Origin of the sequence: Paenibacillus sp. FSL K6-0108 (assembly GCF_045040695.1) — a bacterium.
Lineage (GTDB): Bacteria > Bacillota > Bacilli > Paenibacillales > Paenibacillaceae > Paenibacillus > Paenibacillus pabuli_B.
Map to the genome: position 1 here is coordinate 2,817,215 of NZ_CP150288.1, position 12,899 is coordinate 2,830,113.

Genomic DNA, 12,899 nt, shown 5'->3' on the forward strand with positions numbered 1-12,899 from the left:
TAAAAGGAGATTCAATGAAGAGAACAATAGTGATCAGTGATATACATGGATGTATCAAGGAATTCAATCAGTTACTGTTAGAGATCGATTATAATTCAGTTGTTGATCAACTCATTTTGCTTGGTGATTATGTAGATAGAGGTCCCGACAGCAAGTCAGTAGTTGATAGAGTAATCGATCTAGTGAGTAATCATAAAGTAATAGCATTACGAGGAAATCACGATCAACGACTTTATGATCTAGTTAATAGTCAGAGCAGGGAAGTTAGAATCAAGTTTCTCGAACATGGAGGAATACAGACAATTCAAAGTTATTGTGATACGAACTCTGAGATCACGGAAGAACAATTGCAACAAGGAATTGAATTAATTCGAACTAACTATCAGCATCATACGGATTTTCTTGGACAATTGCCTCTAAATTATGAGGACAGTCATCACATATATGTTCATGCTGGTTTGAACCCTAGCTACGCAGACTGGAGAAAACAACCTGAACGTGATTTTATGTATATTAAGGACGACTTTATAAGATCACGTTTCGACTTGAAGAAGAAGATCGTTTTTGGACATACGAGAACAATTGATATACATAATCAACCTGATATTTGGTTTAGTGAGGATAAAATAGGTGTAGACGGTGGATGTGCATATGGTATGCAGCTGAACTGCCTAATTTTTCAAGATGGAAAGTATATAACTGAACATATAAAGAAGTCTTGAATTCAGTTTAAGACGCGGGGGACATCACCTAACATTATATCCACGCATTGGAGCCTGAAGTGGAATGGCAAGGAAGTGGAATCAGCGGAAACATCCGCACCGACTAACCGCATCGCGGCCGGCTCATGACGGAGCCTTAAGTCGGTGAGACGTCGTGAATACAGGAATGTTAGGCGAAAACGCAAAGAGAAAGGAAGAAACTTTATGGAAAAGCATGTTAAAGAGCTTTTTACCTGGAAAGTGCTTAATGAGGCGGCTCAAAAGTTTAATATTGTTGAATCAAGTCTTAAAGACTTAGAAGGATTCCAAAACTTTGTTTATTTTGGGAAGTCAAATGAAACAAGTGTTGTCCTCCGGGTAACACATAAATCACATCGAACTGAAGAAGAGATTTTATCTGAAATTGATTTTATTAATTACTTGGCTAATAATAATGTATCTGTTTCAAAAGCTATGATCTCTATTGATGGGGAATTTGTAGAGAAAATAGATCATGGGGAATTTTATGCAACTTCTTTTGAGTTTTCGAGTGGACGAAAGGCTAGAATCGCTGAAGAAAGCAATTTGTTCTATCAAAGAGTCGGTAATTATACTGGAAGAACGCATAAACTTTCAAAGAATTTAAATCCAACAGATGATTTAAATAGGAGACAATGGCATGAAAAAGAGTTCCTTATCAATATGAAAAAGTATTTACCTGCGGAACTTTCTTATGTGATTCACAAATACGAAATTCTAAAAAATGAGCTCAGCCGGCTTCCAAAGAATACTGATTCGTATGGAATTATCCATGGAGATTTAAATCATGGGAATTATTTAAACGTAGACGATGATGTAGTCTTTATTGATTTTGATGAAGCCGAATACAGTTGGTTTGTTAGTGATATTGCAATTCCTTTATTCTATGAAATTCCGATCCCCTGGGTAGTAGATGGAAAACAAAGGTTAGAGATAACCAAGAGGTATTATTATAATTTCATGGATGGGTATGTAAAAGAAAATACAATTGATCATGCATGGTTAAAATTAATACCTGATTTTATTAATCTTAGACAGTTTGGAGTAGTTTCAGCGATTTATAGAAGTTATAATTTTAACAATTATGACAACTGGAGTGATTGGGACAAAGAAGCGTTGAAATTTTATTTGAACAATATCGAGAATGATATCCCTTATATTGAAATGGATTTTTGTAGGTAGTTCAATGCGGCATCGTCTAACATTATATTCACGCTGCGGGCCTGGTAAGGCCCTGGGTCCCCCGGAACAAGAGAAGCAGATTCATAACGAGGCGAAATTCAGTAGAAAGGAAGCGGATTCAGGCGACAACCGTTGCTAGGCTAAGTCCTGACAGATCCAGTCGCTACGCTCCTTTAAGCCTCTCTGGTTCGTGAATACAGCAACGTTAGGCGAAACTTCGGAAAGACGGAAAAAACATTATAGAGATCATCAGATCATTGATGGGAGAGTATTTATGAGACGTCTGGTAATCATGACAGTTGGAAAAACGCATAGTGGAAAGACCACTTTCGCTAAAGAATTAGAATCTGTATTACAACAAGCCATTGTCATTGATCAAGATAATCATGCTGAATTTATTAATAGCCATTATAGGAAACTTCGCCCTATAGAGGGTCCTAACACTCTAAAGTTCTCTGTAACTAATGCGATTGTTAAGTATGCTATTGAGGAAAGCAATTTCCACATTATCTTGAGTAATTCTAATCTAAATAAATCTGGAAGAACAAATGTACTCCGACTCTTTCAGGATAAAGGATTTGCAAGCATTATAGTTTACTTTGATCTACCAACTGATTTACTGAAAGAACGTGTAATACAAACTCAAAGAAGTAAAGCTATATTTAGAAGTGCTTCGAGCTTTTTGGAAGTATTGGAGAGACAAGAAAATTTGACAGAAAAACAACCCAGTAAAGATGAAGCTAATTATCTATTTGACATTAAGGACTCCAATAATATTATAAATATTATTCAACATATAAAAGATATTAGTGAACGGACACATCCATCACCCTAAGATAAGAGCTACCTAAGGAAGATGGACGTCGTGAATACGGAAACGTTAGATGAAACTACCAAAGTCTAATGCAATGAAAGAGGTAGAGATGAAAACATTTAAAAAATCAATTCTTTGGTTACTTATCTCATCCATCATATTTACGATTACATCTGGGACTCAATTAATAATCAATATGTATTACAATCGGATTGGCTTTATAATATTATTTCTAATTTTTACTTCTGGATTTTTATACTATTCACTTTTAATGATAATTGATTTGATTACTAAGGAAACAAAATTGATCAAAGTAATAATTGTAGAAACAGATAAAGAGATCATAAAAGTGTTAAGGACTAATGGAAAAAAACGAAGAATAAGAATACCAATTAATGAAATCACCAAATATAAAATAGGTCAAGAATTAATACTGACATTAACAAAACGTACAGGGCAAATAATAGAGATAAGAGTAAGTAATTTAGGAAGTGATAGCCATTGTCTAACAAAATAACCACACTTCGGGTTATACACTCGGTTCCGGAAGGGCGGTGAATTTCATGAAACCAGAAATGAAGTATAAACTAATGTTATTTCTTTCAAGTATAAGTTCCCTGTCAATCATGCTTGGAATTCTTTTTTTGATCGGAGTGCCATTCTCAGAGCCAGCAATTATTGGAGTCGTAATTGGTGTAGTTTACGGATCATTTGCAAAGTCAATTGATTATAAGCGAAGAAATAAATATATAGGAGTAATCGCTTTAATTGCATTGATAATTATGCTTCTTATCATAAACAAAAATAATACGGAGTCCGTATTAAAAATATTATTGGTATCTCCATTATTGTTTTCAATTATTTTAGTAGATGACTATATTCATAAGCAATCGTATTTTAGGTATCTAAAGAATAAAGAGAATCAAAATAATGTTATGTAATTTCAAGGAAGTCAGCCCGATCATCTAAGAAAAGGGATGAAAATGTTGCGGACATTCGTTCTGAGTTCGGCAGTCGCCAGATGCCCAGCATGCGGTGGGTCGTGAATAAAGATACGTTATGTATAATTCCTAAAATCATAATAAATAGGGGGGGAACTTCTGAAAATGAAAAGGCTTACATTGTTAATGCTATGTGTACTTTTCATATTAACAGGATGTTCAGAGGAAAAAGAAAACAAGGATACGGAGGCTCGTAACGTCAATATTGATTTTTCTAAACAGAATAATTTGAATGATTGGAAAGTAATAATGTCACCTAAAGTTGATTTAGTGGGCCAACAAGTATATGATCTTGAATTTCAGTATACTGGGGAGAGTCCAATTAAAGATGTAACAGTTTACTATCGAATTGATACTAAAGAAAAATTATCAAGTAGTATAGTAAAAGCTGATTCTAAGACGATAGTATCCGATTTAGACAAGAATGAAAAAATAACATTATCTGAATTAATACTACCACTTAATACACCTATTTCTGTAGAAGTGGACTGGCTGAAAGGTAACTTTATAGATAAAGGGATAGGAACATTTAATATTAAAGAAATAAAATGAAGGAAATTGTCTAAATATATTTGGAATTCGACGACTGCGCTAACAATGTATTTACGCCTTGGAGTATAAGGGCTCATTGCTCGCCGGATGAGAGTGGAACAGGAATGAATTCAGAGGAACCCCTGTGAACCTGACCGAGTTGCGGCCGGCAGTTAAAGCTGCCCTAAGTTTTCGGTTTCGTGAACGTTATGGGAAATAGCCATAAAAATAAATAAGCGCATTGGAGGCGATACCATGGTAGTACACAAAATTGTATTATCCCAAGAATCAATAATTGGTTCATTTACTAAAGAAGTAACTCCTATCCTTTCGGTGTCATCTGGTGATTCCATACGTTTTGAAACATTAGACGCTGGTTGGGGTACTGGGAGAAGTAATAGTGAGAGAAGGAAACCATTTTCAAGAAAAGAGAAAATTGATGGAGGTCACGCCTTGGTGGGACCTATTTATATTGAAGGTGCTAAGAAAGGTATGACTTTAGAGATTGAGTTTAATGATATTATACCTGGGCAATATGGTTTTACTTCTGGATAAAAAAACCATGATGGGAGTATGTGAAATCAATGGCAATTCCTTCTCAGTTTCATTACGACCTTTCATGGGCGTTATTGGAATGCCTCCAGATGAGATAGGAATTCACTCTACTTGGCCACCCCGATTTTGTGGTGGGAATATTGATTGTAAAGAGCTTGTGAGAGGCAGTAAATTGTATCTTCCTATTTCTGTCGATGGGGGTTACCTTGCTATTGGTGATGGTCATGCTTTGCAAGGGGATGGAGAAATCAGTTGCCAAGCTATTGAATGTCCGATGGAAATTGTTGATATATCTGTAAATTTAATTAAAGGCATAGATCTGTTAAACCCCCGAGCTAATACTCCCGCAGGTTGGATTACTTTTGGTTTTCATGAAGATCTTAATGAAGCAACCGTTCAAGCTTTAGATAGAATGCTTACCTTGATGGGTGAGTTGTATGGTTTAAATCGTGTTGAAGCTATCGCGTTAGGGAGTTCAGTTGTTGATCTACGTATAACGCAAATTGTAAATGGGGTTAAAGGGGTACATGCCTGTCTACCACATGGAATATTAAAGTGATTCGAAATATCTCGAAGAGGACGCGAATATTGTATTCACGCTGCGTAGCTTCCGGATCATTGTTCCGGAAGTAATAAGAAGCGGCTTTAAAGAAGTTGATTCGGAGGCAGGGAAGGCTCGAGAATACAAGGACGTTATACTCAGTACCTGAAATAAAGAAAACACATATGAATATCTTTCATGATTTTAATGTTTAGTGGTCTCAACTCATCATTAAGGATAACCAAGTAAAAATGTAAGATTAGTCATACGATTTCCAATGAATAAGAATACAAAAGAAAAGATGTGGTTTGCTTGTTTGCTGTGGAATTATTCTTCAACAAAGAATTCGATGAGTACGTCAGAAAAGTATGGATGTATTTTGACCAAAAGGGAATCAGTCATTTTATGAATAGATTTGAGAACTTAAGTCCCCATATAACCCTTGCTGTATATACGGATATTTCCGATTTGGAAGGATTTAAAGAACAACTGAAAATCTATTTTTATAATGTTTCTCCTCTTCGTTTACGATTTGATATCGTAGCTACCTTTCCGACCTCGGGAACGATATTTTTGGCCCCTACCATGACGGACGAACTTCAACGTGTACATAAGGATTATTATAAGAAGTTAGACAAATATAATAATCAAGCGAGTATATATTATAGCCCAGATCAATGGAATCCACATTGTACCCTGGGAACACAATTAAGTAGAAGAGCGATCGCTAAGGGAATTCATGATGTAATAAATGAATTTGAACCTATGGAGGGGATCATAGAAAGAATGAGTTTAGTGAAGATTGAGCTGTCAGAAGAAGGGAACAGGAATATAACTATATTTGAGCAATCTTTTTTAACTTAATTCAAAGAGGTCAGTTATTGCGTATAACATAATACACGCTCCGGGCATTAGCCGAGGATCCGACAGGAATCGGAGCATACGCTGGGTAGTGAACACAAAGGAAATGGACGTCGCGAATATATCAACTTTATGTGGAATCATAGTGCGACATTTAATGAAAGCATCTAAAGGAGGCTTGTATGAAGACAATTATTTATATGGTTAGGCATGGAGAATCACCATATAACGAAGGAAATGAAAGAACAAGAGGGCTTACTCCAAAAGGAAAGATCGATATTGAAAAAGTAACGAAGTTACTTATAGGTGAAGGAATAGACATGATTATATCAAGTCCTTATACTCGAGCAATTCTGAGTGTTGAGGGATTGGCAGAGCACTTAAAGTTAGATATTAGAGTATTTGAAGATCTTAGAGAACGACATTTTGCATCTTACAATATAGAAAATGCAGAGTTAATGTCTAGTATCAGAGAGAGTTTTAATGATTCTGATTATACCTTGCCGGGTGGAGAGTCCAATGCTGATTGTCAGAAAAGAGCAATCTCAGTTCTGAAGCCCATATTAAAGGAACACAGAGGGAAGAAAATAGCAATCGGGACTCATGGCCTTGTGATGACTTTGATGATGAATTATTTTGATTCAGCTTTTGGCTTGGAGTTTTTGAATCAATTAAAGAAACCAGATATTTATAAAATGCAATTCGAGGACTTAGAATTAGAAGAAGTAACAAGAATGTGGAATGATTAGATTTCCTAAGGAATATAAAGAAAACTGTGATATTACATGACAGAGTATTCACGCTGCCTTGGTCTTGCTGTAAGCAATTCGGTGAAGGGTGAGCAGGAAGACAACATTGAGAGGCAAACTGAGCAATCGCAGCCGGATTTTTTGGTTTTTAAGATTCTCGGCGTCGTGAATACAGGAACGTTATATGAAAACATCCAAATAATTAAAACATCTTAGAAGGATGAAAAGATAAAATGATAAAATCTATTAGTATTGATGAATGGATTGGGGCCACATTTAAGGAAGAAATCGTTGTGAATCCTACATGGACGGACACTTTAAGTTTTTTAAGAAAACTCGATGGAGATAAATTTACATTAGTATTTTTTGAGGTATCAGACACGGATGCAGCATTAGTTGGGGGCGGACCTGAATATTTCATTGTGTCTATTACAATTGATGATACTATATATACTCTTATGAACGATAAACTGGGCAACACTGAAATTTCTCTGGTTGCTGGTGGTCAGTTAGGCAATTATTGCGACAACATTTGTATAGAATTAATTCCCATGGTTGAAGTAATAAAGTATTTTTATTAAACTGGAAAACTACTCGAAACACATATATGGAAACAAGAATAAAGAATAATAATTATTTTAATGTAACTCGAAGAAGTGAGTGACATCAATTAATGTCGAATTCAACGTATCAGTTTTCGGGTCAAGCCCGACTTGTGGTCCGGAAGAGGCATTTCGGAGAAGCAGATTTGCCTGAGATATTCACATACTGGAAAAATTTAATCTTGTTGTTAAAAGTAGATTGAAATCTCAATTTTAGAAAGGGTGGTGTTTCTTGTGTCGAACAACAAACAACTTACAAGATCTCAGAACACAGCAATTGAATTTATAAGTATTTGCGCGAGATCCCAAAAAAGAGAAGCCCAAGCATCACTGAAAGAAATTTTTCAGTTTTCCAATATTCCTTGGAATACCTTTGAAGAAGCAGTTCATAAGATTAAATCCCATGCAAGGGTGGCTTTGCATTTTCATCCTGATCGTCCGGTTGTAGATATGAAAAGTGTGGCTCAATCATTATTAGAGCAGGGAATCTATAAAAGTCAGTTCGAGACTTTCATATCCAATGGGAGCGTATCGGCATATGTAGGTGGTGCACGGGATCTTTGGGAGGAAAAACTATTTGGTGGAGCTTATCAGATAGAGGGTGCGACCAACTTTGAAAGGCCAAAGTATGGAGCTCTTCATTTGTTGTTACATCCGGATGGACCGTCTCCACGATTCGGATCTTGTTATTTTCTTTTAAAACCGAATACTTTACATCGCTGTACGTTCACTTACGGTGGCTCTCAAGATGCTCCAAAGGAAAACGGGACATACGAGGAATTAGACGCTATTTTATCTGCGCTTTTTACGGATGCTTTCTTTCGGGATTATGCTATTGGAGAAAAAGATCTTACTCCTAGAAAATTGATAGATCAGCTATTGTACAATCTGGAACGTCCGTTAGGGGATCTATCAAAGCTGGCCCCACATCGGAATCTTAACCATTTTATCGAAACTCAAGTTCATGGAGAACTAGTATGCCATCATTAGCGAAGTGAATTGCAAGCAACGGTAACATTGACGCAAGTGTGATCGGGAATGCTGTCAACGATTTGAAACGCAATCCTGATCTCTGGTCTGACAGAGGTAACTACGAAGAAGTGCTTCAGGAATTAAAATACATGTGGCATATACTCGTTCGATATGGTAAATCGATTGAAAAGCTGTATAAAGGATGATTCTACTGTAGAAATCATTATTAATAAAGTTAATAAGTGCTGTACAGTTCTAGCTATTTAGCAATTTGAAGAATCATAGACACTTTAAATATAACTCTGCGAAGGAAGATGAGAAATGGATAAAGGGAAAATTATATTTTTGAATGGCGTAACCAGTTCAGGTAAAACTTCAATCGTAGAAGCGATGCAAAATTACACTGAACCCTTTTTTTATGTTGTGGCCAATGATCTTTTTGAAAATACGATTGGTGATAAACATTTGCAAACAGACTACTGGAAGTATTTAAGTGAAGCGATCATTCTAATGTATCATACAGCAAAATTATTTTCGGATCATGGAAAGAATGTTTTAATCGATGGGATACTTGTTGAAAGACCGGAATTAAAGCCACATTATGATAAAGTCCAAGATATATTTGATGGATATCCTTTGGATATCGTTGAGGTGTACTGCCCATTAGATCTTTGTCGTAAGCGAAATATAGAACGTGGTGACAGAAGAGAAGATCAATCCGATGAGCAAAATAAAATAATGTCCCAACACATTCACTATAGCTTCTCAGTCGATACGAGTTTGAATACACCGGAAGAATGTGCAGAAATGATTATCACATCAGTATTCAAAAAATAGTTTGAAAAAGTCAGTACAAGAAAGCAAAATCACTTCAAACTTTCATTGAAGGGAGGAAAAGTATGGGTTCAAGAATAATGCATTTGATTGTGGCAAACAGAATTGCAGATTCCCTATCTATTGTAGATAAGACGCCTTTTTTACTTGGAAATATTGCACCGGATGCTGTTACAACAAAAGATTCCTCACATTTTTTTGCTGGTGAAATTCAGGATTATTCAAGGAACGTAGACTATAAAGGATTTTTACATAAGTATCGATTACAGGCAGCAGACCTTTACGTTCTGGGTTATTTCACACATTTAATTGCCGATGACATATGGTTGAAAGGTTTTAATTTACCTTGGTTAAGGAACAGAATGGAAGCTAATGAGGGACTATATAAACAGTATCATAACGACTTTAAATTATTGAATGGGAAGTTGCTTAAACATTATGGATATGAAGAGGAATTAAGAAGAAGGCTCAATTATATTCCAACAATACCGGATTTAGAGGAAGTTAAATCTACAGATGTCAAAAAGTTTGTGCCATGTGTATTTGACGATTTGGATTATGACAAAGAAATTTTGAATGAAACCCTTAATGTTTTTACTTTTGAGCAAATCATTGGATACTTAGAGACATCAGTCGATATGGGAATATTGAATATGAAGTGCTCGCTCGGTTTAAAGACATGAGAGAAAGTCAATTGCACTGTCATGTGGCTCGAAGTTTTAAATTTAATGATTAATCTAACGGACAGAGTAGTGGGAAATGAAGGAGTAAACTATAATTCGCCGAATACTATTTAGGTATAAATAAGAACAAGGAGGATTATATTATGTGGTTTTGTTGTATGTATAAAAAACCGATAAGAATCCGTAATCTCCCTCAATATTAAAAATTGAGGAGGATTAAAATGAGAATAAATAACAATTATTTGTAAGAACAATTAAAGCATGTGTATTGGTTAAATGGTGGTTGTTGCGCGGGAAAGACAACGATGACAAAGAAATTTGTTGCAGAGTTGGGATTTCAAACATTGAGCGATGATGTCTTGAAGTATAGACCATTCACTAATCCGACTGAATATCCTGCTCTTCAATATCCCCATCCCGGCTTAAACTGGGAGGAGTGGTTTAATAGGCCTACTGATGTGTATTTTCGATGGCTTTGTGAAATCGTTGAAGAGATGATGGAATTTTTCGTTATTGATTTATTGCAAATGCCAACGGATAAACCAATCATTATCGATTTAGGAATAATGCCTGAACGCATCCTACCCTTTATTCCTAAAGAAAGAATGATGTGTCTTTATACATCTGATGAAGAAATAGAAAGGCTATATTACTTTAGAGAAGACCATAAAATGATCTTGGATGTTATTAACCTTACATCAGATCCAGCGGGAACGATTAGACATGGCAACAAAACAATGGTGAAATTCTCCAATGAAATTAGAAATGCTTGCGTTAATAACAATATCAAAACACTTGAAAAAACACCTGACTTAGGTATAGAAGAACAATTCAGATTTGTTTGTGAGCATTTTGAATTATGATATGAGCATCCTTTGTTTATTTTATATTTAATACGGGTCAGGCTACCTATATAGGTAGCCTGTTTAAATAACGAGACATGATAGTTTGGTTATAGTGAAATATATAACTGATGTGGCCGACGTTCTGTCTGTATACGATAGTGAGTTGATCAAGCGGCTAAAAATATTTTTACACAAAGTAAAACTTAAGATATATAAGGAGCAGCAAATGAAAAAATGTTTTCTGTTTATATTATTCATAATGTCGCGAGACATGAACATAGTTCCATTCAAAGTCGCTATATTAGCGGTTTTTTGTTTTAAGGAACAAAGTTCTTCTCCCAAGCTGAGGACAAGAACTTTGTACCATTGCCGAAATGGACAAGAACATTGTGTCATTTCGAATTAGGTGATTATCTAAATAGAATCACGATGGAGACCTTGTGGTGAGAAAAAAGCACATAAATTTAAGAATTTGCGTGAATAACGATTTTTTTGTATCAGGAATTAGTTTTTTTCGATCAAAGGTAAGGACTAGTTCATCGTTGAAACGTTTAAGAACTTGGTACCAATGTTGATAAGAATCTTTATCTGTTTCATTAAGCTGGACAGAATAACTCAATCAAGCATGTTAAAATGGAGTTACATATTTAAAGTAAAAGTAAAGGAAATGACTCATGAATAAAAAAGCTTTGCTTGCTTGGGAAAGTCAACATAATGCAATAAAACGAACTGTAGAAGGCTTTTGGGAGTGCTTTAGAAAATGGCGTGAAGAAGAGAAAGACGATTATCACAACACATTTCAAGGTAAGCTGTATGAAGAATATTTAAGTGTTCAAGAACGCTCTATTTATCTTAAGTATTCTTTCAATGTCGCAGAAGCAGTTATATTTTGTTCAGTCGATATATTTTATTTGGAAGAAGATATAGGTAGTTATGACATTGAATTTAATTTAGATGGCGAGATTGCTGATGACTGTTTGGATTTTAGCGATACTTTGTTAAAGGATACGATCTCAAAAATTAAATATAATTTAAAAATTGCCCGTAACGCCCTAAAAGAGGGAATTGATATAGGAACAATTTCCAAAATTACTGGAATTGATGTGAAGTATATACAGATTTTAAAGGAGAAATATTGTTGAATGTCGGGGGACAAGACATAGTCCCATTATATGTTATATTGATTATCAACTAGATGCGCAAGAATTCTGGGAATTAACGGGTGTCTCTTATACGACTGGAGTTTCTTCTTTAGAAGTTCGTAAATACAAATACCATATGGCAGGACATCTGTATCCTGCCTTTTTTACCGCTTAGCAGGCTGCTATAAGTTAATACTTTGAAGAAGGAAGGGGATGACCTTGCAGGAGTACTACCTGACGCCTATAGAAATAATAGCGGTCAGTTGGTTTGTAGCACATTTCTTAAGGTAGTTCCTTTGTTTCATGACAGTCTAATTGAAATGGGGATTAAAGAAAGTGTGACTCATATTACTGGTGATATAGTTTCAGATGATACGATTTCACACGATGATCTAATAGCCGTTTACAAAAAAATGGGCTTTACATTGATAATGGAAAGTTACATATGGACTATATAGAAGTAATGAAAAGATTAATTTCATTGAAGGAGGTTCAAGATGAGAAACGAAGAATGTTGTCCTGAATGTGGAGGAACAAAATTTGGGGAGGGCAAGTCGCACGGCGAAGCTAGGGTATATCCTATGAAAAAGATGCTAACATTAGGATCAGATGTTACTCATGTAATTTGTATAACGTGTGGATTTATTTTAAAAAGTTTTGTTAAAGAGCCACATAAATTTGAGGATAAATAAAATGATTATCAACATTTATGAATGCATGGGTACTGTGAACACCTAATATATTTTCGAAAGCAGATGTTTTCCATTTGAACTGATGTCGAAGGACGGAAATATACTCCCATTGAAGTCCTTGTTGTCCTCATGATTGATGGGGGTTTGGCAATGGG

General features: G+C 35.4%; 16 protein-coding genes and 1 pseudogene. All 17 read left to right on the top strand.

Annotated features, from left to right (window positions below):
- Positions 1-14 precede the first annotated feature (14 nt).
- The 17 genes and pseudogenes from MHB49_RS13055 (at position 15) to MHB49_RS13135 (ending at position 12,744) form a co-directional block, all read left to right on the top strand.
- Positions 15-722 (top strand): metallophosphoesterase family protein, encoded by a 708-nt coding sequence (locus MHB49_RS13055; protein WP_247902269.1) that lies wholly within the window; start codon positions 15-17, stop codon positions 720-722.
- A gap of 204 nt (positions 723-926) precedes the next feature.
- Positions 927-1,922 carry a phosphotransferase enzyme family protein gene (locus tag MHB49_RS13060; protein WP_405156374.1) on the top strand — a complete coding sequence of 332 codons (996 nt, stop codon included), beginning with the start codon at positions 927-929 and terminating at the stop codon, positions 1,920-1,922.
- A gap of 274 nt (positions 1,923-2,196) precedes the next feature.
- On the top strand, positions 2,197-2,757 hold the full coding sequence (locus MHB49_RS13065) for an ATP-binding protein (RefSeq protein WP_405157121.1): 561 nt from the start codon (positions 2,197-2,199) through the stop codon (positions 2,755-2,757).
- Between the two features lie 49 nt (positions 2,758-2,806).
- Positions 2,807-3,253 (top strand): hypothetical protein, encoded by a 447-nt coding sequence (locus MHB49_RS13070; protein WP_405156375.1) that lies wholly within the window; start codon positions 2,807-2,809, stop codon positions 3,251-3,253.
- Between the two features lie 46 nt (positions 3,254-3,299).
- Positions 3,300-3,677, top strand: coding sequence for a hypothetical protein (locus MHB49_RS13075; protein ID WP_405156376.1), 378 nt, complete (start codon positions 3,300-3,302; stop codon positions 3,675-3,677).
- Positions 3,678-3,842: 165 nt separating this feature from the next.
- Positions 3,843-4,289: a hypothetical protein gene (locus MHB49_RS13080; protein WP_405156377.1), complete on the top strand. Its 447-nt coding sequence runs from the start codon at positions 3,843-3,845 to the stop codon at positions 4,287-4,289.
- A gap of 234 nt (positions 4,290-4,523) precedes the next feature.
- A complete protein-coding gene (locus MHB49_RS13085; protein ID WP_405156378.1) occupies positions 4,524-4,823 on the top strand; it encodes an acetamidase/formamidase family protein in 300 nt (99 codons plus the stop codon).
- Between the two features lie 7 nt (positions 4,824-4,830).
- Positions 4,831-5,382 carry an acetamidase/formamidase family protein gene (locus MHB49_RS13090; protein ID WP_405156379.1) on the top strand — a complete coding sequence of 184 codons (552 nt, stop codon included), beginning with the start codon at positions 4,831-4,833 and terminating at the stop codon, positions 5,380-5,382.
- A 303-nt stretch (positions 5,383-5,685) separates the two neighbouring features.
- Complete coding sequence (locus MHB49_RS13095; protein WP_405157122.1) at positions 5,686-6,228, top strand: 2'-5' RNA ligase family protein; 543 nt, start codon at positions 5,686-5,688, stop codon at positions 6,226-6,228.
- A 179-nt stretch (positions 6,229-6,407) separates the two neighbouring features.
- Complete coding sequence (locus MHB49_RS13100; protein WP_405156380.1) at positions 6,408-6,974, top strand: histidine phosphatase family protein; 567 nt, start codon at positions 6,408-6,410, stop codon at positions 6,972-6,974.
- Positions 6,975-7,207: 233 nt separating this feature from the next.
- Positions 7,208-7,555, top strand: coding sequence for a hypothetical protein (locus tag MHB49_RS13105; protein ID WP_405156381.1), 348 nt, complete (start codon positions 7,208-7,210; stop codon positions 7,553-7,555).
- Between the two features lie 255 nt (positions 7,556-7,810).
- Positions 7,811-8,754, top strand: a pseudogene (locus MHB49_RS13110) (DUF3626 domain-containing protein).
- A 115-nt stretch (positions 8,755-8,869) separates the two neighbouring features.
- Positions 8,870-9,385: an AAA family ATPase gene (locus MHB49_RS13115; RefSeq protein WP_405156382.1), complete on the top strand. Its 516-nt coding sequence runs from the start codon at positions 8,870-8,872 to the stop codon at positions 9,383-9,385.
- A 62-nt stretch (positions 9,386-9,447) separates the two neighbouring features.
- On the top strand, positions 9,448-10,065 hold the full coding sequence (locus tag MHB49_RS13120) for a zinc dependent phospholipase C family protein (RefSeq protein WP_405156383.1): 618 nt from the start codon (positions 9,448-9,450) through the stop codon (positions 10,063-10,065).
- A gap of 305 nt (positions 10,066-10,370) precedes the next feature.
- On the top strand, positions 10,371-10,928 hold the full coding sequence (locus MHB49_RS13125) for a hypothetical protein (protein WP_405156384.1): 558 nt from the start codon (positions 10,371-10,373) through the stop codon (positions 10,926-10,928).
- A 656-nt stretch (positions 10,929-11,584) separates the two neighbouring features.
- On the top strand, positions 11,585-12,052 hold the full coding sequence (locus MHB49_RS13130; RefSeq protein WP_405156385.1) for a hypothetical protein: 468 nt from the start codon (positions 11,585-11,587) through the stop codon (positions 12,050-12,052).
- Positions 12,053-12,549: 497 nt separating this feature from the next.
- On the top strand, positions 12,550-12,744 hold the full coding sequence (locus tag MHB49_RS13135; protein WP_079413157.1) for a transcription initiation factor TFIIIB: 195 nt from the start codon (positions 12,550-12,552) through the stop codon (positions 12,742-12,744).
- Positions 12,745-12,899 lie beyond the last annotated feature (155 nt).